Origin of the sequence: Pseudomonas sp. DL (genome assembly GCF_047199225.1) — a bacterium.
Lineage (GTDB): Bacteria > Pseudomonadota > Gammaproteobacteria > Pseudomonadales > Pseudomonadaceae > Pseudomonas > Pseudomonas aeruginosa.
This window is the reverse complement of the sequence record NZ_CP178323.1, coordinates 4700754-4724431: the sequence shown is the minus strand read 5'-3', so window position 1 is coordinate 4724431 and position 23678 is coordinate 4700754. Positions and strand designations below refer to the sequence as shown.

General features: G+C 66.5%; 21 protein-coding genes. 10 read left to right on the top strand and 11 right to left on the bottom strand.

Going from position 1 to position 23678, the window contains the following annotated elements:
- The first annotated feature begins 35 nt into the window (after window positions 1-35).
- The 4 genes from ACI766_RS22040 (at window position 36) to ACI766_RS22025 (ending at window position 3562) form a co-directional block, all read left to right on the top strand.
- Window positions 36-518 (top strand): glutathione peroxidase, encoded by a 483-nt coding sequence (locus ACI766_RS22040; protein WP_003109429.1) that lies wholly within the window; start codon window positions 36-38, stop codon window positions 516-518.
- A 150-nt stretch (window positions 519-668) separates the two neighbouring features.
- Window positions 669-1259 (top strand): TetR/AcrR family transcriptional regulator, encoded by a 591-nt coding sequence (locus ACI766_RS22035; RefSeq protein WP_003120763.1) that lies wholly within the window; start codon window positions 669-671, stop codon window positions 1257-1259.
- A gap of 40 nt (window positions 1260-1299) precedes the next feature.
- Window positions 1300-2412, top strand: a complete 1113-nt coding sequence (locus ACI766_RS22030) for an NADH:flavin oxidoreductase (RefSeq protein WP_003085824.1) — start codon at window positions 1300-1302, stop codon at window positions 2410-2412.
- Between the two features lie 190 nt (window positions 2413-2602).
- Window positions 2603-3562, top strand: a complete 960-nt coding sequence (locus tag ACI766_RS22025; protein ID WP_003114223.1) for a DegV family protein — start codon at window positions 2603-2605, stop codon at window positions 3560-3562.
- A gap of 3 nt (window positions 3563-3565) precedes the next feature.
- On the opposite strand, the gene ACI766_RS22020 is transcribed toward ACI766_RS22025, so the two are convergent.
- The 6 genes from ACI766_RS22020 to ACI766_RS21995 form a co-directional block, all read right to left on the bottom strand.
- Entirely contained in the window at window positions 3566-4786 is a 1221-nt protein-coding gene (locus tag ACI766_RS22020) for a glycosyltransferase family 4 protein (protein ID WP_003116486.1), read from the bottom strand.
- Window positions 4787-4873: 87 nt separating this feature from the next.
- Complete coding sequence (gene plcR, locus ACI766_RS22015) at window positions 4874-5497, bottom strand: phospholipase C accessory protein PlcR (RefSeq protein ID WP_003120761.1); 624 nt, start codon at window positions 5495-5497, stop codon at window positions 4874-4876.
- A gap of 17 nt (window positions 5498-5514) precedes the next feature.
- On the bottom strand, window positions 5515-7707 hold the full coding sequence (locus tag ACI766_RS22010) for a phosphocholine-specific phospholipase C (protein WP_003145652.1): 2193 nt from the start codon (window positions 7705-7707) through the stop codon (window positions 5515-5517).
- 341 nt (window positions 7708-8048) lie between these two features.
- Window positions 8049-10061, bottom strand: coding sequence for a ceramidase CerN (gene cerN / locus ACI766_RS22005; RefSeq protein WP_023090033.1), 2013 nt, complete (start codon window positions 10059-10061; stop codon window positions 8049-8051).
- Between the two features lie 377 nt (window positions 10062-10438).
- Window positions 10439-11179 carry a sulfate transporter CysZ gene (gene cysZ / locus ACI766_RS22000; protein WP_003116482.1) on the bottom strand — a complete coding sequence of 247 codons (741 nt, stop codon included), beginning with the start codon at window positions 11177-11179 and terminating at the stop codon, window positions 10439-10441.
- Between the two features lie 84 nt (window positions 11180-11263).
- The gene (locus tag ACI766_RS21995; protein WP_014603210.1) at window positions 11264-13219 is read right to left on the bottom strand and encodes a diguanylate cyclase domain-containing protein; all 1956 of its coding nucleotides are present in this window, start codon (window positions 13217-13219) and stop codon (window positions 11264-11266) included.
- A gap of 184 nt (window positions 13220-13403) precedes the next feature.
- Here ACI766_RS21995 and ACI766_RS21990 point away from each other — a divergent pair, with 184 nt between their 5' ends.
- The 3 genes from ACI766_RS21990 (at window position 13404) to ACI766_RS21980 (ending at window position 15760) form a co-directional block, all read left to right on the top strand.
- Window positions 13404-14003, top strand: a complete 600-nt coding sequence (locus ACI766_RS21990) for a peroxiredoxin (protein WP_003085842.1) — start codon at window positions 13404-13406, stop codon at window positions 14001-14003.
- Between the two features lie 133 nt (window positions 14004-14136).
- Window positions 14137-15087 (top strand): thioredoxin-disulfide reductase, encoded by a 951-nt coding sequence (gene trxB, locus ACI766_RS21985; protein WP_003114229.1) that lies wholly within the window; start codon window positions 14137-14139, stop codon window positions 15085-15087.
- Window positions 15088-15340: 253 nt separating this feature from the next.
- Complete coding sequence (locus tag ACI766_RS21980) at window positions 15341-15760, top strand: MAPEG family protein (RefSeq protein WP_003085846.1); 420 nt, start codon at window positions 15341-15343, stop codon at window positions 15758-15760.
- Window positions 15761-15770: 10 nt separating this feature from the next.
- Here ACI766_RS21980 and ACI766_RS21975 read toward each other — a convergent pair whose 3' ends face one another.
- From ACI766_RS21975 to ACI766_RS21955, 5 genes are all read right to left on the bottom strand, one after another.
- On the bottom strand, window positions 15771-16733 hold the full coding sequence (locus ACI766_RS21975; RefSeq protein ID WP_031652777.1) for a threonine dehydratase: 963 nt from the start codon (window positions 16731-16733) through the stop codon (window positions 15771-15773).
- Window positions 16734-16909: 176 nt separating this feature from the next.
- A complete protein-coding gene (gene cbpD, locus ACI766_RS21970) occupies window positions 16910-18079 on the bottom strand; it encodes a chitin-binding protein CbpD (protein WP_087823802.1) in 1170 nt (389 codons plus the stop codon).
- A 279-nt stretch (window positions 18080-18358) separates the two neighbouring features.
- A complete protein-coding gene (locus tag ACI766_RS21965) occupies window positions 18359-18982 on the bottom strand; it encodes an NAD(P)H-dependent oxidoreductase (RefSeq protein WP_003114232.1) in 624 nt (207 codons plus the stop codon).
- Complete coding sequence (locus ACI766_RS21960; protein WP_003085854.1) at window positions 18975-20369, bottom strand: class II fumarate hydratase; 1395 nt, start codon at window positions 20367-20369, stop codon at window positions 18975-18977. The genes ACI766_RS21965 and ACI766_RS21960 overlap by 8 nt, the downstream gene beginning before the upstream one ends.
- A gap of 128 nt (window positions 20370-20497) precedes the next feature.
- Window positions 20498-21517, bottom strand: a complete 1020-nt coding sequence (locus ACI766_RS21955; RefSeq protein ID WP_003114233.1) for a DUF2804 domain-containing protein — start codon at window positions 21515-21517, stop codon at window positions 20498-20500.
- A 167-nt stretch (window positions 21518-21684) separates the two neighbouring features.
- Here ACI766_RS21955 and ACI766_RS21950 point away from each other — a divergent pair, with 167 nt between their 5' ends.
- The 3 genes from ACI766_RS21950 (at window position 21685) to ACI766_RS21940 (ending at window position 23655) form a co-directional block, all read left to right on the top strand.
- Complete coding sequence (locus ACI766_RS21950; RefSeq protein WP_003120754.1) at window positions 21685-22233, top strand: DUF2059 domain-containing protein; 549 nt, start codon at window positions 21685-21687, stop codon at window positions 22231-22233.
- A 13-nt stretch (window positions 22234-22246) separates the two neighbouring features.
- Complete coding sequence (locus ACI766_RS21945) at window positions 22247-22552, top strand: BolA family protein (RefSeq protein WP_003114234.1); 306 nt, start codon at window positions 22247-22249, stop codon at window positions 22550-22552.
- A gap of 164 nt (window positions 22553-22716) precedes the next feature.
- Window positions 22717-23655, top strand: coding sequence for a rhodanese-related sulfurtransferase (locus tag ACI766_RS21940; RefSeq protein ID WP_003085861.1), 939 nt, complete (start codon window positions 22717-22719; stop codon window positions 23653-23655).
- Window positions 23656-23678 lie beyond the last annotated feature (23 nt).

The window sequence follows — 23678 nt, the reverse complement described above, 5'->3', positions numbered from 1 at the left end:
GCACGTTGTGTCGCTGAATGCGCAAGGAGTACGTCATGAGTGCCTTTCACGATCTCACCCTGCAGGGGTTGGATGGACAGGACCTGCCGCTTTCCCCGTTCAAGGGCAAGGTGCTGCTGGTGGTCAATGTCGCCTCCAAATGCGGCCTGACACCCCAGTACGCCGGCCTGGAGAATCTCTACCAGACCTACCGCGAGCGCGGTTTCGCGGTGCTCGGCGTGCCCTGCAACCAGTTCGCCGGGCAGGAACCGGGCAGCGAGGCGGATATCCAGTCCTTCTGCAGCCTGAACTATGGCGTCAGCTTCCCGATGAGCGCCAAGGTCGAGGTCAACGGCAGCGCGCGGCATCCGCTCTATCGCCTGCTGGCGGGCGAGGGCGCGGAGTTTCCCGGCGACATCACCTGGAACTTCGAGAAATTCCTGCTCGGTCCCGACGGTCGCGTGCTGGCGCGTTTTAGCCCGCGCACGGCGCCGGACGATCCGGCCCTGGTGCAAGCCATCGAGAAGGCCCTGGGTTGATCTCCCGCGGGACGCGTTCGCGTCCCGCCGCTTCCTTTCCTGTCTTGCGCCGCTTCATGACGCAACGCGATAAGCCCCTGCCTGTAACGCCTGATCACCGCCGTTGATAATGCTGGGCGGACGAGACGACCGGTCATATTCTCTCGTTCCATGACTAGCAACCGTCTCGACAAGCGCGAACTGATCCTGGCCAAGGGCTCCGAGGTCATGACCCGACGTGGCTACCACGGCACCGGGGTGCTGGAGATCGTCCAGGCCGCGCGCATCCCCAAGGGCTCCTTCTATCACTACTTCGATAGCAAGGAAGCTTTCGCCCAGCAGGCCCTGGAGCACGTCTACGCGCCGCGCCTGGCGCGCTACGCCCAGGCCCTCGGCGATAGCCGCTTCAGCCCGCGCGAGCGGGTGCTGCGCTACTACGGCGAGCTGCTGGAGCACTTCGCCCGCCAGGAAAAGCCCGAATACCACTGCTTCATCGGCAGCCTGAGCTTCGAGATGGCCGAGCTGTCGCCGCCGATCGCGGCCAAGGTCGAGTCGATCCTGCAGGCTTCCGCGCGAATCCTCCAGGACTGTCTGGAGCAGGCGCGCGAGGCCGGCGAACTGGCCGCCGACGAGGACTGCGCGAGCCTGGCCGGCTTCATCGGCTTCGCCTGGCAGGGCGCCCTGGCGCGCTTCAAGGTCGGCACCGGCCTCGCTCCGCTGAATGCTTTCATGTCGCGCCTGGAGTTGCTGCTCCGCGCCTGATACCTGCCCGAACCTCCCATTCCCCCTCAGGAGTCCGTCCATGAGTGCCCCCGTAGAAGCCCTGTTCCAACCGTTCCGCCTCGGCGCCCTGGAACTGCCCACCCGTGTGGTGATGGCACCGATGACCCGCAACTTTTCCCCCGGCGGCGTACCCAACGCCAAGGTCGTCGAGTACTACCGCCGGCGCGCCGCCGCCGGCGTCGGCCTGATCGTCAGCGAAGGCACAACGGTCGGCCACAAGGCCGCCAACGGCTATCCGAACGTGCCGCGCTTCTATGGCGAGGACGCCCTGGCCGGCTGGAAGCAGGTGGTCGACGCGGTGCATGCCGAGGGCGGGCGCATCGTTCCGCAGCTCTGGCACGTCGGCAGCGTTCGGCGCCTGGGCGTGGAGCCGGACGCCAGCGTGCCCGGCTACGGCCCGATGGAGAAGGCCAAGGACGGCAAGGTGCTGGTCCACGGCATGAGCAAGGCCGACATCCAGGAAGTCATCGCCGCCTTCGCCCAGGCCGCCCGCGACGCCCAGGCGATCGGCATGGACGGGGTGGAGATCCACGGCGCCCACGGCTACCTGATCGACCAGTTCTTCTGGGAAGGCAGCAACCAGCGGGACGACGAGTACGGCGGCAGCCTGGCCAATCGCTCGCGCTTCGCCGTCGAGCTGGTGCGGGCGGTGCGCGCGGCGGTCGGCGCGGATTTCCCGATCATCTTCCGCTTCTCTCAATGGAAGCAGCAGGACTATTCCGCGCGCCTGGTGGAAACCCCGGAGGGCCTGCGCGAGTTCCTCGCGCCGCTGGTGGAGGCCGGCGTCGATATCTTCCACTGCTCGACCCGCCGCTTCTGGATTCCCGAGTTCGAAGGCTCGGAACTCAACCTGGCCGGCTGGACCCGCGAGCTGACCGGCAAGCCGACCATTACCGTGGGTAACGTCGGCCTGGACGGCAGCGAGTTCCTGCAATTCTTCGGCAAAACCGACGAGGTGGCGCAGCCGGCGAGCATCGACGGCCTGGTGGAGCGCCTGGACAAGGGCGAGTTCGACCTGGTCGCGGTGGGCCGCGCGCTGCTGGTGGATCCGGAGTGGGCGGTGAAGGTCCGCGAGGGGCGTATCGGCGACATCAAGCCGTTCAGCCGCGAGGCCCTGGCCAGCCTGGTCTGAAGGCGCGTCCGCGACGCACCGGCCCGGCGCCGCGCCAGCAAGCAGATCCCACCCCTCGGGGTGGGATTTTTCATGGCCGTGATTTTTTCCGAAAACCCGCCCTGCGACCGGCTGACTTCAAAGTCCGAAACCGGCATTGTATGACCGCCAACACAACAATAGGCCGAGAAACGGCCAGAGGAGCGAATCCATGCGTATCGGCCTGGTGGTCGACGCGACCTGCGACCTGCCGCCCGAATTCCTCGCCGCCCACGGCATCCGCGTGATGCCGATCGGGATCCGCCTGGGCGAGCAGCGGCTCATCGATCGACGCGACCCCGACACCACCCTGAGCTTCTACCGCGACCACCTGCCCAAGGTCGGTAGCAAGGACGGCAGCCAGCCGCTCTCCGCCGCCGAGTTGCAACAATGGTTCCTCGACGAACTGGTGACCGACTTCGACTACGTGGTCTGCCTCACCGTCGACAGCCTGCGCAGTCCGATCTTCGAGCACGCCACCCAGGCCTCCTTCGGCCTGCTCCAGCACTACCACGAGCGCCGCCACGCGGCCGGCATCGCCGGTCCCTTCACCCTGCGCGTACTCGACAGTCACTCGGTGTTCGCCGGCATCGCCTGCCTGGCGGCCGAGGGCACGCGCCTGCTGGCGCAGGGCAGCCACCCCAACGCGCTGCGCACGCGCCTCGAACAGCTCAGCCAGCAGACCTGCACCTACCTGGTCGCCGACGACCTGGGCCACTTGCGCCGGCGCGGCTTCCAGAAGGGCGATCGCAGCGGTTTCGTCGACCGGGTCAAGGGCGCGGCGCTGGGGTTGGGCTCGCTGCTCGACGTCAAGCCGGTGTTCAGCCTGGCCGATGGCGAGGACAAACCGGTGGCGCTCTCGCCGAGCTTCGAGAAGTCGGCGGAGAAGCTGTTCGGCTATGCCCTGGCGCGGGTACAGGCGGGTGAGCTGCTGGCACCGCAACTGGGTCTCAGCTATGCCGGCGATCCGACCGCGCTGCGCGACCTGCCGGGCTTCGCCGCGCTGGAGAACGCCTGCCGCGAGCGCGACATCCACTTGCACCTGGGCATGCTCAGCCCTACCGGCGGCATCAACCTGGGCGCCGGGGCCATGAGCCTGGGCTTCATCGCCACGCCGAAAGCCTTTGCCTGAGAGCTACTCGCGGCTGCGAGGCAAGGCCCCGCCATCCTCTGCCGGCGGCCGCTCGGGCTTCGACCGAGCGGGCTGGACCAGCGGACTGGCGCAGGCGTCTTCCAGGTAGTTCTGGAAGTGCTCGACGATACTGTCCCAACCTTGCCGGCTGGCGTGTTGGCGGGCGTTGAGACGGACCCGGCGCAGGCGTTCCTGGTCGTCCAGCAGCCAACTGGCGACTTCGACGAAGCCGCTCTTGTCGCCCGGCGCGGCGAGCACGCCGTTGTGCCCATGGCGGATGTGCTGGCCGGCGGCGGCCTGGTCGAAGGCGACCACCGCGAGGCCGGCGGCCTGGGCTTCGAGGACCACGTTGCCGAAGGTCTCCGACAGGCTTGGGAAGAGGAACAGGTCGCCCGAGGCGTAGTGGGCGGCCAGGGTTTCGCCGCGCTGGACGCCGCAGAACAGCGCTTCGGGCAGGTCCCGTTCGAGGTGCCTGCGCTCCGGCCCGTCGCCCACCAGTACCAGGCGCAGCTTCAGCTGCGGATGGGCGGCGCAGAGCGCGCGGAAGGTGCCGCCGAGCAGGCCGAGGTTCTTCTCTGCCGCCAGCCGGCCGACGTGCAGCACGGCGATGTCCTGTTCGCCCAGGCCCCAGCGCCGGCGTAGTTCGGGATCGCGCCGGGAGGGATGGAAGAGTTGGCTGTCGACCCCGCGGGAGAGCAGGTTGAGACGTTCGAAACCGCGCCGCTGCAATTCCATGCGCTGGCTGCCGCTGGGCACCAGGGTCATCTGCGTGCGGTTGTGGAACCAGCGCAGGTAGCCGGTGACCAGCCGGGTCAGCGGACCGAAGCCGTAGTGCTCGCTGTACTGCTGGAAGTTGGTGTGGAAGCCGCTGACCGCCGGGATGCCCAGGCGCCGCGCGGCGCGCAGGGCAGAGAAGCCGAGCGGGCCTTCGGTGGCGATGTAGAGCACGTCCGGGCGCTGGCGCTTCCAGCAGCGCAGCAGCTTGTGCAGGCTCGACATGCCCCATTGCAGGCCGGGGTAGCCGGGCAACGGCCAGCCGCGGGTCAGCACCAGCTCGGCGTCGCTGCGCCGGCCGTCGTCGCCGGGCTGGCGCGGGCGCACCACCTGGACCCGATGGCCAAGCTGCTGGAGACCGGCATGCAGGCGACCCAGGGTATTGGCGACGCCGTTGACTTCCGGTGGGTAGGTTTCGCTGATCAGGGCGATGCTTAGAGGTCTGCTCATGACGTCAGTGTCGACCGACGCCGTGTAGCGGATGTGAAGTTTTGGTGACGCTTGCGTGACGGCGCCCCTGTCGGGGCGCCGTGGATTTCAGCGTTGCAGCAGGCGTGGGTTCTCCTCGCCGAAGATCTGCTTGCGCAGGGCCTTGAGGCGTTCGTCGATGGCGGCGTGACGCTGCTCCTCGTCGTCGACGCTGGCGAGCACCTCGGCGATCACCTTGTCCGACTCTTGCGCGTATTCGCGCAGTTGCTCTTCCTCGCCAGGCGTCGGCGCTTGCTGCTGGACGGAGGCGTTGTCCTTGAGCGCCATCCAGATCTCGAAGTCGAGCGCCTCGCGGCGCCTGGCATCGGCCTCCACATAGGGCGTCAGACGCTGGATCTCCTCGAAGGTCTGGCGCGGATCGGCGCCGACCGCCACCTCGCGCTTGAGCTGTTCGATCAGGCCTTCGGCGGCCTGCTTGCGTTCGATCTCGGACATCTGCCCGGCGTTGCGGCCGAACTCGCCGAGTTGCTGTTCCAGGTTGTCGGGAGCGGTGGCTGTATTCATCTCGGGGGCTCGGGAAGGAATGGAAGGTTTTGCCGCCGGTGTGGCCTGCGGGGGAGACGCGAAGGGCGCGACGGGCGCCGGCTCCGATGGGTAAAGCAACAGGACGGCGCCGATGGCCGTGCCGCAGAGCAGCAGGGCCAGCAAGGTCCAGGTCAGGGTAGGTCTCATGCGATGGACTCCTCGCTTCAGGTCGCTGCGATGTCGAGCAATGGATCGCTCCTGCTCGGCTTGCCGGTCTCGACGTGTCCGGCCAGGCGGCGGAAATAGTTGGCTTCCGTATTGCTGGCGGTCACGCTGAGGTCGTACCAGCCCTGGCTGCTGCGTAACAGCCACACTTCACTGATCGCCTGGTTCGGTTCGAGTTCATAGCGACGGCTGCCCTCCCGGGTATAGGCCGGGTTCGGCGTCACCGTCACGCTGCACGGCAGGCGGCCGAGATTGCGGATGTTCAACTGCAGGTTGCCGTTGCGTTGATAGGTGACCGATACCTCGGGCCGCGCCATCTGCGCGGCGAGATGCAGGTTGCCGTGGAACTCGCGGAAGAAGCCGTTGGGGCCGTGCACCTCGAAGGCGTAGCGGCCGTTGGCGTCGAGCAGGTCGTCGAGTTCGTCGTTGAGGGTCCGGCCCAGTTCCTCTCCGCTTTCCTGGACCACCGGATAGCTGGTCACGGTATAGAAGCGCGGATTGCCGACTTCCCGCGGCTGCACCTGGAATACCGCAGCGGAGTGTCCCTGCGGATTGCCCGGCAGGCTCATGCCGTCGTTGCCCAGGGTCAGGCGCAGCTTGCCGGCGGCGATGTCGAGGGCCAGCGTGGCGTGCAACTGGTAGGGCACCGCGAGGGTAGGGCGCTGGCCCTTTTCCTGGCCGGGCAGGCTCTTCGGCTCGTAGGACCAGTATTTGGGACTGGGCCGGTAGAACTGCTGCCAGTAGGCGTCCTCCTTGCGCGCGTCGCTCTGCGGGACGTTGGTCAGGTCGGGGGCGACCTGGGTATCGCCTGCGCCCTGGAAGTCGAACAGCGAAGTCAGGTCGCCGCAGACGGCACGCCGCCAGGGCGAGATGTTTTCCTCGACGACGCCGAAGCGGCGTTCGAGGAAGCGCAGCACCGAGGTATGGTCGAACACTTCGGCGCTGACCTTGCCGCCCTTCGACCAGGGCGAGATGGCGATCAGCGGGACGCGGTGGCCGAGCCCGATGGGCAGCCCGCTGGATGCCTCGATCTCGCCGGCGGTGCTGACCGTGGAAAGGCCGACGCCATCCTTCCACGGCGGCACCGGGGCGCTGGCGTGGTCATAGAAGCCGTCGCCCTCGTCGTAGTTGAGGATGAACACGGTCCTGGCCCAGACCTCGGGGTTGCTGGTCAGCGCCTCGAGCACCCGGGTCACGTAGTACTCGCCGAACGAGGGGCCCCACCAGGGATGCTCGCAGTAGCAGTAGGGCGCGACGATCCACGACACCTGCGGCAGCGTGTTCTCCTGCACATCCTTGCGCAACTGGTCGACGCCGCGGGCGAGCATGGCGCGCTGCCAGAGGTCCGAATCGCGCGGAGCGTTCTTGAAGTTCCTGAACCAGGCGAGGGCGTTGCAGTCGTAGTTGTTCTGCTCCTGGAGCCGGTATTTCCAGTAGGCGTCGACGTACAGGTACCAGAGTGACGAGGAGCGGTAGCCGCCTTCCTGGTAGACCCGCCAGTCCACGCCAGCGGCGCTTAGCCGCTCGGGATAGGTGGTCCAGTCCACCGTGCCGCTGGCGCCGATGGTGCCGTCGCCCATGTCGTTGCCGATGTGTACGTCCTTGCCGTCGCCGCTGGGGGCGGCGCGTCCGCTCATGTGGTAGAGGCGGTTCGGATTGGTCGGGCCCATCATCGACTGGTGGTAGGCCTCGCACAGGGTGAAGGCGTCGGCCAGGGCGTAGTAGTAGGGAATGTCGCCGCGCTTGAAGTAGCCCATGGCTTCGGGGTACTGCACCGCCATCCACTTGTCGTTGCGGCCCTGGTTCCAGATCGCGTGGAAGGCCGACCATTCATGGTTCTGCGAACTCACCCACTGGGCGCTGGTGACCTTGGTATCCCAGTGATAGGGGGAGAACTCGTACTTGTAGTTCTGGTACCAGACCGGCTTGCCGTCCTGGCGCTTGAGCGCGCGAGGGTCGTTGAAGCCGCGGACGCCGTTGAGGTGGCCGAAGTAGTGATCGAAGCTGCGGTTCTCCTGCATCAGGATGACCACGTGCTGGACGTCCTGGATGGTCCCGGTGCGGATGTCCGGCTCGACGGCCAGGGCGCGCCGGAGCGTCTCCGGGAACAGCCCGGAAAGGCCGGCCAGGGTAGCGGCCTGGGCGCCGTGCTTGAGAAAGGTTCGACGGCGGAATTTCCAGTTTTCGGTCATCGTTTTATTTCCCGGGTGGTTTTTTGATTTCCATCAATCTGCGTACTTCTTGTTTCGAGATGATTAATCGTCTTCGCTGTTTTTCCGGCAGGGAATACAGCGAGCCGATGGTTTCATGGCGATAATTTATCGGTTGATCCCGAAAGCGACTTCGATATGACCTTGAGCGACAACTTGAGAAGTTTTTCGGGATAAAAACAAAGGGCACGGAAACAGAGTTCCATGCCCTTGTCGGCTGAATGAAAGGTCACTTGTTCATGTGTTTTAAATCACATTTTATTTGACGACTTTCATGCGTCATAAAGTTGGCTGGCGAATCTCGAAACCTTGGCTGGAGCCCGCTAGGGAGTGGTGCCGAGCACCTCGAAGGAGCGGGTCGAGCCGCCGATTTCGCTGATCTTCTGGGTCCAGAAGTTCTTCGCGTTGCCATAGTGCCTGATGTAGTAATGGCCGGGCTCGGTCCCTGGTGGAATGGACCAGCTGATAGTCGCTTTCGAGGCAGATATACCCACTCTCTCCCAGCGGTATTGGGTATCCCAGTCATTATCGGTGGCAACGGTCACGGGCGTCTGTTTGCCATCCTTGCCGATATTCACCACTTCCAGGAAAGTCTTCTCGGTGCGCAAGTCATTCTTCGGATGTCCGGTCACGAAAGCGACGGTCACCTTGTCGCCGATGCGATAACTTTCCCTGGGTTGTTGCAACACGTCGCCGAAGGACTTGCCGATATAGGGATCATCGGCCACTACTCCGGTCTGGAAGTTCATCTGGCAGCAGGACAGGTCCGGCGCTATCGCCGAGGTTTCCACCGGCAGGCGTTCGCGCAGCGCCACCGCCATGTCGACGAACAACTGCTGGTAGGCGGCCTGGGTCCAGGGGCCGTAGAGGGTCGAGCCGCCTTCGTATTCCTGGGCGGCGTATTCCTCGCGGGTGGTGACGTAGCTGGCATAGGCATTCGCGTAGCCATTGAAGACCACATGGCGGATACCGGCCGCTTCGCTGGCCGCCTGCACCGCGCGGCGGATCCGCACCCCGGCCATCACGGTGAACTCGGCGGGGGCGCCGAGCAGTTCCAACTGGCCGATGCGGAACATCTGGATCGGCAGCACCGTCGGCGTCCAGGGGTAGGGTTTCTTGTTGCCGGTGTCGGCGAGGATGGTCTTTTCCGCCTGGCATTGCACCAGTTCCTGTGGCGGCACGCCGGTGAGCAACCCGCCAAGGGCCGAGAGGAACGGATTGTTGCCTTCCTCCAGCCCCAGCGGGCCTGGACCGTCTTCGGTGCTACCGGCGGCCAGGCTGGTGCCGATGGCCGCGGTGCACAACTGGCGCGGCTGGCCGTCGGTGAACTCCGGGCGGATCGGCAGGCGGGTGAAGTCGACGAAACGGAAGCGCGAATCCAGTTCGCCGAGCACTTCCTCCTGGGCCTGGCCGGCGATCTCGTAGGCCTTGGCGAATTGGCGCAGACCGATCTCGCGGGTGTTGTCGAACTCGTTGTCGAAGGGACCGGAGCCGGGCTTCAGGTTCAGGTTGGGCGACAGGTTGCCGGCATTGGTCTGGGCGAAGGCGGCGACGAAACCGCTCTTGCGGCTGACGTCGTGCTCCCAGTGATAGGAGGCGTAGCCCTTGTTGTCCGGGGAGATCAGGTGATTGGCGTTGGTCATCGAGGTGCTGTGCACCGGGAACCAACTGATCGCGCCGGCCAGCTCGCCGTTGGCGTCGACGAAGCTGAGCACGCTCATCTGCGGGTCGATGCCATCCTCGTAGCCGGCGATGTCCGGATTCTTCAGGTGCGACAGCAGCGAGCGGTTGCGGCTGGCGTTGCGCAACTCGCCGCTGCCGTAGAACAGGCGGCCGGGCTGCAACCTGGCCTGGGCCCGCTCGATGGAGCGGACGATGCCGTCGACGATGGCGTTGAAGGTCTTTTCCTGGAAGCCGAGCACCGACAGGTTGTACATCGCGTAGTGGGAGAAGCCGCCCGGACCGGAGTGGGTGTGGGTGGCGGCGAGCATCACGTTGTTCTCGTCGTAGACACCGGGGTACTTCGCCTTGAGCCGGGCCAGGACATTCAGGTGCACGGCCTGGAAGATCATCCCCAGGTCGGTGTTGACGTAGACCAGGCGACGTCCGCTGGCCGCTTCCTCGATCACGAAGGCACGCGCCCACTGGCGCATGTGGATGCCGGCGGTCTTCTGTTCGAGGGAGGAGTAACCCATCATGCCGACTTCGGCGGCTTCGCCGGTGATGTCCGCCTTGCCCAGGCCGAAGCGGTAGGGCAGGTCGTCGGCCCTGGCAGGCATGGAGAGCGCCAGCAGGACGCAGGACAGCAAGAGCGCGGTGAATGCGGAACGTGACATGGCGACCCTCTTCTTGTTTTCCGCCGCTGGGCGGGCTGGGGACGGTGGTCATCGAAAGCGGGCCGGAGCCTGCTTCGCCTGGTTGCCACTGTAGTGCCAGGGGGGTGGAGTCGAGGGGGGCGTAGCGGACAGGAAGGGGGTGAGCGCCGGCCATCCTGCATGGACGGCAAGGCAGGCGGGTAAAAAAAGGCCGCCTGCGTGGGGAGGCACCGGCGGCCAGTCGGTTCGGCAGCGTCGAGCCGGTCTGCAAGGGCTGGCGCAGGTCTCGGCTGCGGCCTGCGCCGACGCTCCCGAGGGCATTCGTAGTGTGCCCGACGCCGGCTGTCAGGGTGCTGACGCCCGCCTGACAATGCCGACAGCGGACACCGGGCGCATGCTTATTTCACCAGCGCCTTCTCGCCTTCCTCGCGGACCCAGAACAGGGTGGCGCCGGCGACGGCGGCGGGCATCATGACCAGGTTGACCAGCGGGATCAGCAGCGCCAGGTAGGTCACCCCGCCGAAACCCATGCACGCCCAGCGCTTGCTGCGCAGCCAGGCGAGCATCTCGTTCCAGCCGAGCTTGTGGTTGTCCGCCGGATAGTCGATGTACTGCACCGCCATCATCCAGATGCCGAAGAGGATCCACAGCGGCGTGGCGATCAGGTTGACCCCGGGCACGAAGCTCAGCACCAGCAGCACCAGCGCGCGCGGCAGGAAGTAGGCGAGCTTGCGCATCTCGCGACCCATGGTGCGCGGGATCATCGCCAGCAGTTCGGCCCAGCTGAACGGCGGGAAGTCGTCGCGGCCGCGAACCACCACCTCGACCTTTTCCGAGAGGAAGCCGTTGAACGGCGCGGAGATGATGTTGGCGACCATGGTGAAGGTGAAGAACACGATCACCAGCACCAGCAGGACGAACAACGGCCAGACGATGTACTGCAGGAAGCTCAGCCAGTCGGGCAGGCTGGGCATCAGCAGGTCGACCCAGTGGCTGAACTGCTGCATCGCGAAGCCGATCAGCAGGGCGAACACCAGCAGGTTGAGGGTCAGGGGGATCAGCACGAACAGGCGCAGGCCGGGACGCATGATCAGCTTCAGGCCTTCGCCGAGGTATTGCGGGCCGCTCAGGGCTGGCATAGGGAATGGTTCTCCGATGGGATGCGGGCTGAAACCTTAGCAGACTGGCGAAAGCCCGCGACAGAGCCTGTTTGACCGCGCATTTCAGGCTGGCGCCTGGTACAGGCAATAGTGGTTGCGCTGGCGCTTGGCCTCGTACATGGCGCTGTCGGCGGCACGGACCAGTCCTTCGGCATCGCCGGCATGCCGCGGGTAGAGAGCGATGCCGATGCTCGGGGTGACGAAGTCGATGCGTTCGCCATTCAGCGCGATCGGTTGGACCAGCGCCGCCAGCAGGCGTTCTGCGAGGCGCTGCGGATTGTTTTCCTGGCTGTCCTCGAGGAGCACGGCGAATTCGTCGCCGCCCAGGCGGTAGGCCTTGTCCGGCTGCCGCAGGGTGCTGCGTACCCGTTCGGCGACGGTCCTGAGGAGGGCATCGCCGATGTCGTGGCCGAAGCGGTCGTTGACCTCCTTGAAGCGGTCCAGGTCCAGGTACAGCAGCGCCAGTTCGCTTCCGCCGGAGCCGGCGCGAAGCAACGCCTGGCCGAGCTGTTCGTCGAAGGCCTTGCGGTTGCCCAGGCCGGTCAGCGGGTCGCGGTACGCCATTTCCAGCAATTGCTGCTGGTAGGCGATCTGGTCGCTGACGTCGCGGACGATGCCGCGGTAGCCCCGTAGTTCGCCCTGCAGGTCGTGGATCAGCGAAACCGTGGCCTCGAAGTAGCCGAGGCTGCCGTCGGCGCGCTGCAGGGGGATGGCGAAGGTCTTGCCTGCGCCGCTCTGCATGGCGCGCTGGAAGGGTTGGCGGGCACGCGCCAGGTCGTCTTCGCCGAGCAGTTCGTAGTAGGGATGGCCGATCAGCGTTTCGCGCGTCTGGCCGAGCAGTTGGCAGAGCGCGGGGTTGACGGTGAGGATCACGCCGTCGACGTCCATTTCGAAGTAGCCGTCGCGCATCGACTGGAGGATCGCCCGGTCGCGCGCCTCGCTGTGTTCCAGGCGCTCGAGCATCTGGTTCATCTCGCCCGCCAGTTGTCCCAGCTCGTCGTTGCCGAAGTCGCTCAGGCGTATCGAGTGGGCGTTGCGTCCGACTTCGGCGACCTCCCGGTTGAGCCGTTGGACCCGGCGCAGGACCCACAGCTCCAGGGCCAGGTAGCCGACCAGGAAAGCGCCCAGCGCGACCAGCAGGGAGGCGCCGAGGAAGAAGTTGATGGCCTTCTCGCCCTGGATGTAGAGCAGGCGTTTCTTGGTGATGTCGAAGCGCAGCTGCGGCTCGCCGCTGGAACTCAGGTACTGCACCGAGACCTGCTGGACATGTTCGCCGATGAACCGCCGTGGGCTGAGCAGGGCCTGGTTGTGGGTACTGCCGCTGCGGCTGCGCATCGGCTTCCAGGTGGAGTCGGTGGCGATGTTGGGCATCGGTTGCAGGTCGGCCTGCATCTGTTCGCGGAGGTTGGCCAGGCGTTCCCGGTCGAGGAAGTAGCCGGCGAGGATCGCGCCCTTCGCCGGCGCGCTACCCTGGTTGTTGCTGATAGGCACGCTGACCAGCAGGGTCGGCAGGTTGTCGACCAGCAGCAGCTCGCTCAGGCTGTGGTCGGTGCGTCCGCGAAAGTCCAGCGCGCCGAGGCGGATGGCGCGTTGCTGCAGTGCCTCGAGCAGGGCCTGGTCGCTCGCCGAGGGGGCGCCGAAGAGCACGCGCTGGTCGGGCGCGGGCGGGGACCACTGCTTCAGTTGCAGGTGACCCCGGTCGTCGAGGAACAGGACGAAGTCGAATCCCAGGTCGTCGAGCATCTCGTGGTCGAGGTTTTCCTGTTCGAAGGTCTCGTTGGGGCGCTGGATGAAGTCGTAGCTGGCATCCCACCAGGCGTAGGTGCGAACGATGTCCAGGTGGCGCTTCAACTCGAAGTCCAGCCGGTTGTGCAGGACGGTGGCGCCCTCTTGCAGGCGTTGCTGGTCCTCTCGGTCGAAACGGCTCAGCAGGATGCTTTCCGACAAGAGCCAGATACCGCCGAGACTGGCGGCCAGCAACGGCAGGAACAGCCAGAGCAGGCGTGTGCGTAGGGGCATGCGGTGAGGACGGGTAATGGGCGACAGCATGAGTCTAGCCGCAGGTTGAGAGCATAGGCTGACTCTATCGTGCGAATTGAAATTCGACATTTCAATGCATCGTCGTGGCTGGGTAACCTGCGCTGCATATTCTTCCGGGAGCCTGGCGTCGCCGGGCGGAACCCAACCTTCTAGGAGCCTCGCGATGAGCGTACTGGTCAACAAGCAAGCCCCCGATTTCACTGCCGCCGCGGTCCTCGGCGACGGTTCCATCGTCGATGCCTTCCAGCTTTCCAGCCTGCGCGGCAAGTACGTCGTACTGTTCTTCTGGCCGCTCGACTTCACTTTCGTCTGCCCCTCGGAAATCATCGCCCACAATAACCGCATGGATAAGTTCCGCGAGCTGGGCGTCGAGGTGGTCGGTGTCTCCATCGACTCGCAGTTCACCCATCACGCCTGGCGCAGCACGCCGGTGGAGAAGGGCGGCATCGGTGCGGTCGAGTTCACCATGGTCGCCGACGTCAAGCACGAGATCACCCGCGCCTACGGCATCGAGCACGAGGACGGCGTGGCCTTGCGTGCTTCGTTCCTGATCGACCGCGCCGGGGTGGTCCAGCACCAAGTGGTGAACAACCTGCCGCTGGGGCGTGAGGTGGACGAGATGGTGCGCCTGGTCGAGGCCCTGCAGTTCACCGAGGAACACGGCGAGGTCTGCCCGGCCGGCTGGCGCAAGGGCCAGAAAGGCATGAAGGCGAGCGCCGAGGGCGTGGCCTCGTACCTGGCCGAGAACGCCGAGGCACTGTGATCCCGATGCCGGGCGCGAAGTGTGCCCGGCCGACCTTTTCCCGGGGCGACCGCTCCTTCCAAGCCTTCCCCATGTGCTTTGGTGGCCCCGTTTTTATTCGCGCCGACGCTGATGTCGGCAGGAGTCCGACGAGATGCCCGATACCCTCCGCCACGCCCGAGTGATCATCCTCGGTTCCGGTCCCGCCGGTTACAGCGCGGCTGTCTACGCCGCGCGCGCCAACCTCAAGCCGCTGCTGATCACCGGCATGCAGGCCGGCGGCCAGTTGACCACCACCACCGAGGTCGACAACTGGCCGGGCGATCCCCACGGCCTGACCGGCCCGGCACTGATGCAGCGGATGCAGGAGCACGCCGAGCGCTTCGAGACCGAGATCGTCTTCGACCACATTCATGCCGTGGACCTGGCCGGCAAGCCGTTCACCCTGCGCGGCGACAATGGCACCTACACCTGCGACGCACTGATCGTCGCCACCGGTGCCAGCGCGCGCTACCTGGGGTTGCCGTCGGAGCAGGCGTTCATGGGCAAGGGCGTGTCGGCCTGCGCCACCTGCGACGGTTTCTTCTACCGCAACCGCGAAGTGGCGGTGATCGGCGGCGGCAATACCGCTGTCGAAGAGGCCCTGTACCTGGCCAACATCGCCAGCCGGGTGACCCTGGTGCATCGTCGCGAAACCTTCCGCGCCGAGAAGATTCTCCAGGACAAGCTGCAGGCGCGGGTCGCCGAAGGCAAGATAGTGCTCAAGCTCAACGCCGAGGTCGATGAGGTGCTTGGCGACACGATGGGCGTCACCGGCGTGCGCCTGAAGACCCGCGATGGTGGCAGCGAGGAGATCGCCGTGGATGGCATGTTCGTCGCCATCGGCCATACTCCCAATACCTCGCTGTTCGAAGGGCAACTGGCCCTGAAGGACGGCTACCTGGTGGTCAACGGCGGGCGCGAAGGCAACGCCACCGCGACCAACGTACCGGGTGTGTTCGCCGCCGGCGACGTGGCCGACCACGTCTACCGCCAGGCGATCACCTCGGCCGGCGCCGGCTGCATGGCCGCGCTGGATGTGGAGCGCTATCTCGATTCGCTCTGATGAGAAGACAGCCCTGAGTGCTGCGTGCAAGGAAGGCCCCGCTTCGGCGGGGCTTTTCTTTGTCCGTTCGGAAGGCCGCGGGCAGTGGGTCGTCCGGTTACGCATCCGCCGACGGCGTACATCGGGGCCGAGCGGCGTGCCGGCAGAACACGACTTAAGGACGGCGGACTGCGAATAGAGCAATTGCTCTAGCCGGCCTAGAATCCAGACGCTTCATCCTTCCCACGACAACACAATAGAAGGAGCGTCATCCATGTTTCTCAGCCCTAGCGCGATCTGCCTGCTCGGCCTGATCGCCTGGACCCTGTTGCTGGTCTTCCTGCTGGTCAGCCAGCGCGGCCTGCTGGTACTCGGCGGGCGGATGGCGGTGAACGCCTTCGCCGCCGATGGCAGCAACACGCCTGGCGGTTTCGGCCAGCGGCTGGTGCGAGTCCATGCCAACTGCGTGGAGAACCTGCCGCTGCTGGCCGGCGCGCTGCTCTACGCGATCGCCAGCGGGCAGAGCAGCCTGACCGACCCGTTGGCGCCACTGGTGCTCGGCGCCCGGCTGTTCCAGTCGCTGATGCACCTGGTCAGCACCTCCGCGCTGTTCGTCTGGCTGCGTTTTGCCGGCTTCTTCGTGCAGTTGCTGGTGCTCGCCTGGTGGCTGCTGCTCCTCGCGGGGCTGGCCTAGCGGCGCCGGCTCAGTCGCCGGCGGCCAGTTGCTCGGCGAATACCTCGCGGTTGACGTTCGCTCCGCTGAGGATCAGGCCTACCTTCAGCCCCTTCAGGCGCTCGCGCTCCTGCCAGGCGGCGGCCAGCGCCGCCACCCCGGCGCCCTCGGCGACGTTGTGGGTGCTGGTGAAGCACAGGCGCATGGCCGCGCCGATCTCCCTGTCGCTGACCCGCACCAGGCGATCGGCGCCGGCCAGGATCATTTCCAGCGCGCTCGGGTCCGGCGTACTGCACGCCATGCCGTCGGCCAGGCGGGTGTCGACCGGGTGGCTGATCGCCGTGCCGGCCTCGAACGACAGGGCGTAGGCCGGCGCATGGGCGGACACCACGCCGACGATGCGGGTCTTCAGGCCCAGCGCGTCGCGCGCGGCGATCAGACCGCAGATGCCCGAACCCATACCGATCGGCACGTAGACTTCGTCAAGGTCGGCCAGCGCGGCGAACAACTCCAGGCTGTAGCTGGCGACCCCGGCCACCAGCCAGGGATGGAACGCCGGAATCAGGTGCAGGCCTTCGCGCCGGGCGCGCTCGGCGGCGTATTCGCGGGAGGCCTGGAAGTCCTCGCCGTGCTCGATCAGCTCCGCGCCAAGGCTGCGCATCGCCGCGTTCTTCTCGCGGCTGTTGCCGTGCGGCACGACGATGATCGGCTGGATGCCGTAGCGGCTCGCCGAGAAGGCCACCGACTGGCCGTGGTTGCCGCGGGTCGCGCTGATCACGGCGGCCGGCCGCTCGCCCTGGTGCGCCAGGTGGTGGAAATACACCAGGCCGCCGCGCAGTTTGAAGGCCCCCACCGGCAGGTGGTTCTCGTGCTTCATCCACACTTCGCAACCCAGTGCCTCGCATAGCAGCGGCCAGCGTATCTGCGGCGTCGGCGGCAGGCTCTGGTGGACGATGGCGGCGGCCTGTTGGAGGGCGGCGAGAGAAAAAGGCATGCGTGGTTTCCCCGTGCTGGTGGTCGGACCAGCCTAGGGAGCGCACGGCAGCTTGAACAGGCACACGTAGCCAGGGTTTCGCCGGGGGACTGTACCGTTGCGCGGATTCGCCGTCTCGCGGCGGGTGCCTGGCGGCGAAAACGACTGCCGCCCGGAGCGGGCGGCAGTCGAGGGCGTTACAGCAGGGTCCAGGCGTCCTGCCAGGCCATGCCCTTGCCCGGGGCGTAGTAGAGGTCCCAGCCCTTGCACCAGCCGGAGTTCGGGTAGGGCTTGCACTGGTAGCGCTTGCCATCGGCACCGCGCACTACGGTCCCGGCGTCGTATTGCTGCAGGCCTTGCGGATAGTCGAAGTCGACCTTGCCGTCGCCGCCCGGTTGCTCGCCGCCGCCCTCGACCGGCAGTTCGATGTCGACCTGGAAGCGGTAGCCGGCCTGGCGCACGTAGACCTGGTTGTCCTGCGAGCTGGCCACCGGGCTGACCGCCCCGTAGGCATCCAGCACGCCGATGTTGACCAGGGTGGAGTCCTGGTTGACCTTCTGCGCCAGCGCCAGCGGCCATTGCTTGGCACCGTTGGCGCCCTGGGCCAGGGTCAGGCTGTGACGCTGGGCGTCGCGGCCCTGGGCATCGAACAGACGCAGGGTGACGGTAGCACCGGCTGGCAGGTCCTGCTGCGCGCGCAGGTTGCCCAGCGCTTGCCAGGGGTTGGCGACGGCGCCGCTGAAGCTCACGTCGATGCAGGCGTAGAAGGCTTCCGGGCTGTCCGAGCGCTGCCAGACGTTATAGATCACATGCTTGCCGGTCTTGCCCTGGGGCAGCGGGCAGTTCATCCGGTAGGTGCCGTTCTCCTGCTTGACGCTGGTGATCGAGCAGAACGGCGCGGGTTCCAGGTCGCTCCAGGCCAGCGGCTTCTCGGGGTTATAGCCGTCCTTGGTGATGTAGAAGTCGAAGTAGCGGGTCGCGTGCGGCGCGCTGGCCTTGTAGACGAACTGGAAGTTGCCGCTGGCGTCCGGCGCGATGGCAGTGCTGGGCCAGTCGCTGCGAGCCAGGTTCAGGCCCTTGAACAGTGCCTTGCCGGCGCCGCAGAGCTGGCCGTCGGGGACCACCGCCTGGTGGTTGCCGTTGGCGTTGCCCTGGTTGACGCCATTCCAGTCGTACAGTGCCTGGGTGCCGCCGGCGGCGACGGCGGCCTTGCAGGCGGCCGACTTGGGATTCTCCGGACCTTCGAGGAAGCAGCCGTAGACCCGACTGGGCGGCGTTTCCATCGAGCCGTGGGCATGGGCTGCCTGGGGCAGGAACAGGGCGAGGGTGAGTGGCAGGAGTGCCAGGGTGGCTGAGTAGTGTTTCATGACAAGTCCTTTTTTCCAGAACCGGATTCATTTCGAAGCGGGCTGATCCTAGCCCTCGGTGCCGGTTTGAGGTCCCTACCAAATGTGACGGGCCGGTCAGATTCGCTACCCATTCCTGATGGATGTCGCGGAATGCAAAGCGGTCGGCACCCGCACTGTGAGCCGGTAGAGGCAGGCAAAGGGCCGCCATGGGGGCGGGGAAGGGAAGCCGGCGGGAAGGTGGCGGACCTGTCAGAACGATCAGTGTCCGCGCCCGGCCGCAGCCGGGCGGGAAGGGAACTAGACCTGGCTGCCGAGCTGTTCGGCGCGACGCAGCCAGCCCTGGCGCTGTTCCTCGCTGGAACTGCGCATCGGCGCGAACTCTTCCAGGCGGCGGGTGGCGATGCCACAGGCGCCGAGCACGCTGCGCACCATCTGCCGGTGCGCCGGCGGGCCCTTGAGGAAGCGCAGCCGCGACAGCGGCTGGTCGTGGCAGACCAGCAGGTCGGCGCTGCGCCCGCCCAGCAGTTGCTCCCAGTCCTTGTCCTGGGTGCCGCGGTAGCGGAAGGCGAAGCCCGGCTGCAGGACGCGGTCGAAGAAGCCCTGCAGCAACGCCGGCAGGCCGCCCCACCAGACCGGGTAGACGAACACCAGGTGCTCGGCCCAGTGGATCTGCCGCTGCGCTTCCAGCAGGTCGGGTTCGAGCACCTGGCTCTGTTCGTAGCCTTCGTGGAGGATCGGGTCGAAGGCCAGCTCGCCCAGCTTCAGTTCGCGCACCACGTGATCCTTGCTGCGCGCGCCCTGGGCGTAGCATTCGGCGAGCAGGTGGCAGAAGCTCTTGCGCTTGGGCGAGCCGACGATCAGCAGGATGCGCTTGCCGTCGCCTTCCAGCGGGGTGGCGCCGGTCTTGGCGGTTTCAACCATGGTGGCCGGCCTCCAGCATCTGCTCCGGCCGTACCCATTCGTCGAACTGCGCTTCGTCCAGGTAGCCCAGCTGCAGCGCCGCGGCGCGCAGGGTGGTGCCTTCGGCGTAGGCCTTCTTGGCGATTTCGGCGGCCTTGTCGTAGCCGATGTGCGGGTTCAGTGCGGTGACCAGCATCAGGCCGCGCTCCAGCAGGTCGGCCATGCGCTGGGCGTCCGGCTCCAGGCCGGCGACGCAATGCTTGTTGAAGTTGCGGCAGCCGTCGGCGAGCAGGCGGATGGACTCCAGCAGGTTGTAGACGATCACCGGCTTGAACACGTTGAGTTGCAGATGGCCCTGGCTGGCGGCGAAGGAAATCGTGCTGTCGTTGCCCATGACCTGGCAGGCCAGCATCGACAGCGCCTCGCACTGGGTCGGGTTGACCTTGCCGGGCATGATCGAGCTGCCCGGCTCGTTGGCCGGCAGCTTCACCTCGGCGAAGCCGGCGCGTGGGCCGGAACCGAGCAGGCGCAGGTCGTTGGCGATCTTCATCAGGGCCACCGCCAGGCTCTTCAGGGCGCCGGAGAGGATGACCAGCGGCTCGTGGCCGGCCAGGGCGGCGAACTTGTTCGGCGCGGCGACGAAGGGCAGGCCCGATTCGGCGGCGATTTCCGCGGCGATGGCGTCGGCGAAGCCCTTCGGCGCGTTGAGCCCGGTGCCCACCGCGGTGCCGCCCTGGGCCAACTGGTAGACCGCCGGCAGCGCCGCGCGGATGGCGCGCTCGGCGTAGTCGAGCTGGGCGACGAAGGCCGAGAGTTCCTGGCCGAAGGTGATCGGCGTGGCGTCCATCAGGTGGGTGCGCCCGGTCTTGACCAGACTGGCGTGCCGCGCCGACTGTTCGGCGAGACCGCCGGAAAGCTCGGCGATGGCCGGCAGCAATTGTTCGTGCACGGCCTTGGCGGCGGCGATGTGCATGGCGGTGGGGAAGCTGTCGTTGGAACTCTGCGCGCGGTTGACGTGGTCGTTGGGATGCACCGGCGACTTGCCGCCACGCGGATTGCCGGCCAGTTCGTTGGCGCGGCCAGCGATCACCTCGTTGACGTTCATGTTGGTCTGGGTGCCGCTGCCGGTCTGCCAGACCACCAGCGGGAAGTGTTCGTCGTGGCGGCCTGCGAGGACTTCGTCGGCGGCCTGTTCGATCAGCCGGGCGACTTCCGGCGGCAGTTCGCCGAGGTGGTCGTTGACCCGCGCGGCGGCTTTCTTGATCAGCGCCAGGGCGTGGATCACGGCGAGCGGCATGCGCTGGCCGCCGATGGCGAAGTTCTCCAGCGAACGCTGGGTCTGGGCGCCCCAGTAGGCGTCGTCGGGCACCTCGATGGTGCCCAGGCTATCGGTTTCGGTCCGGCTCATGAGTGTTCTCCAGGGTGCGTATCCGGCAGTTTAGGCCTTCGCTCCCGCCTTGGGTTCCGCTGCCGTCGCTTCCTCGTGGGCATTTTTCGCCGCGCTGCGGGTCGGAAATAGATTGCCCGCCGCCGGCCTCACCAGCGCGCGCGGGTCGAACCGATCCAGCCGAGGGCGCCGTCCACCGGCACGCAGTCGCCGTCGTCGTGGCGCAGGGTGCCGTTGAAACGGCCGAACCACTGGCGGGTATTGGCATAGAACAGGCCGACGCTGGGCCGCGCCTGGTGCAGCTGTTCGGGACGGAAGAGCAGCTCGACGCGACCGCAGGCGCTGTCCAGGCGCCATTCGGCCAGCGGGTCGCGAGGCTCGCGGATGTGCACGTCGTCGAGCACGCGGCTGAGCTTGCCGCCGAACCACAGGGCGTTCTCGCGCAGGTCGCTGGCTTCGGTCCAGCCGGTGCCGAAGTTGCCGGCGATGCCGCCGGGGGCGGCGAAGGCGGCGCGGGTCCAGTAGGTATGCAGCGGCCAGACGCCGCGGCCGAAGTCCAGCGCGGCGAAGCTCTGGCCCGCCTGGCAGTCGTAGCGTCGGCGGCCGAGCTGCAGGCAGCCGCTGATCGGCAGGCCGAGCTGGCGGCTGCAGGCATGGAAGGTGTGTTCGCCCATCGGCACCACCAGGTTCACCGACTCCAGGTGCGACGGTCGTCGCACTTCCAGCGCCAGCTCCAGCGGCAGGCCACCGAGGTCCGGGGCCTGGCCGGTGACGCGCAGGCGCCCGGGCTGTTCGTCGAAGCGCAATTGCAGGCGGGGATGCTCGAAGGCATGGCTGGCCTGCGGCTCGTCGGGCAACTGGCAGCCGAGGCCGAAGAAGCGGATCTGCGTGTGCGCTACCGCCTGGCCGCTGTCCAGGTCGAGGAAATAGGCGGCGCCGTAGGTCAGGTAGTCGAGGTCGGCGATGGTCAGCGAGAGCATCCAGCCGGGGCTGACGATGCACCAGTGGTTCCAGCGCTTGCGCCGGCCGAAGTGGCCGGGGATGTGGCAGAGCACCCGCGGCCGGGCGGACCAGCCGACCGCCCGGGGATCGAGCCGGCCGTGGCCGTCGCAGAGGTTGCGCAGGGGCGGGGGCGATACGGCGAGGGTATCGGCGGCGGTTCCGTTCATCTAACACATCCATGTGACAGGCCGACGCAAGCATGCCGGCTGCGGAAGGAAGGCGGCAAGTACCCACTACAGAACTGATAGTAGACGGCATGGAGCGGGCGGGCGCCGGATAGGATTCTCCCGATATTCGGCGCCGCGCTTGAGCGGATTTCGAACTTAGGCGCAGAATGTCGGGTCCCACGGACACATCTACCCAACCTCAAGGATTTTCCATGACCCGTCTTCGCCTCATCGGCAGCGCCGTGCTGCTCAGCCTCAGCTCCATGGCCATGGCCGATTCCGCCAGCCAGGCCGAGCAATTCCTCAAGCTGGTCCATGCCGACAAGCTGACGGTCCCGGTCTATGCCCAGGTGCAGCAGATGCTGGCCCAGCGCTTCGCCCAGGCCAAGGCGCCGGAGAGCAAGAAGGCGGTTCTCGAGCGTTACCAGGCCAAGGCCAATGCCGAACTGGACCGCGCCATCGGCTGGGACAAGATCAAGCCCGAGCTGATCAAGCTTTACACCACCAACTTCACCGAGTCCGAGCTGAAGGACCTGAATGCCTTCTACCAGTCGCCGCTGGGCAAGAAGGTGCTGGAGAAGATGCCGCGCCTGACCGCCGAATCCGCCCAACTGACCCAGGCCAAGCTGCAAGGCGCCGTCGAGCCGGTGAACAAGCTGATGGCCGACATGGACAAGGAACTCGGCGTCGCCGCGCCGGCCCAGAAGAAAAAGTGAGTCGTGATTCGCGATGAGCATGCGTGACCGTATCCAGACCGCCCTGCAGCCCCTCGATCCGCAACACGTCGAGGTGCTCGACGAGAGCCACATGCACAGCCGCGGGCTGGAGACCCACTTCAAGGTGGTGCTGGTCAGCCCGCAGTTCGCCGGGTTGAACGCGGTGAAGCGGCACCAGAAGGTATATGCCACCCTCGGTGGGTTGATGGGCGAGTTCCACGCCCTGGCGCTGCATACCTTCACCCCTGAGGAGTGGAGCCAGGCTGCGGTGCCGGCCTCGCCGACCTGCCGCGGCGGGAGCAAGCACGACATACCCTGAGACGGCGTCCGTCGCGGCGGGGTGCAGAGCCTGCCCCTGCTGCGCTAGACTACGCACCCAGCGCCGGCCTTCCGCCGGCGTTGTCGTTTCCATGGCGCCAGCGGCTGGCGCTTTTCGTTCCGGTCCGCCCTTTACGCGGGCGACCACCTGGAGGCTATATCCCCATGACATCCATCGTCGTGGCGGCGCTGTACAAGTTCGTGACTCTCGACGATTACGTGGCGCTGCGTGAACCCCTGCTGCAAACCCTGCTCGACAACGGTGTGAAAGGCACCTTGCTGCTGGCCGAGGAAGGCATCAACGGCACCGTCTCCGGTAGCCGCGAAGGCATCGATGCGCTGTTCGCCTGGCTGCGCAGCGATCCCCGGCTGGCCGATATCGAGCACAAGGAATCCTACTGCGACGAACAGCCCTTCTACCGCACCAAGGTCAAGCTGAAGAAGGAAATCGTCACCCTCGGCGTGCCTGGCGTGGATCCGAACAAGCAGGTCGGCCAGTATGTCGAGGCGAAGGACTGGAATGCCCTGATCAGCGATCCGGAAGTCCTGCTGATCGATACCCGCAACGACTACGAGGTGGCGATCGGCACCTTCGAGGGCGCGGTCGATCCGAAGACCAGGTCGTTCCGCGAGTTCCCCGAGTACATCAAGGCCCACTACGACCCGGCGCGGCACAAGAAGGTGGCGATGTTCTGCACCGGCGGCATCCGCTGCGAGAAGGCTTCCAGCTACATGCTCGGCGCCGGTTTCGAGGAGGTCTTCCACCTCAAGGGCGGCATCCTCAAGTACCTCGAAGAGGTGCCGCAGGAACAGAGCCTGTGGCGCGGCGACTGCTTCGTATTCGACAACCGCGTGACCGTGCGCCACGATCTTAGCGAGGGCGAGTACGATCAGTGCCACGCCTGCCGCAACCCGGTTTCGCTGGAGGACCGCCAGTCCGAGCACTACGTGCCCGGCATCAGCTGTCCGCACTGCTGGGACTCGCTGAGCGAGAAGACCCGCGCCGGCGCCCGCGAGCGGCAGAAACAGATCGAACTGGCGCGGCAGCGCAACCAGCCGCACCCGCTCGGTCGCGATCCGCGCCAGTCCACGCTGGAGAACTGAACCTTGGCCAAGGCCCGCCTGCT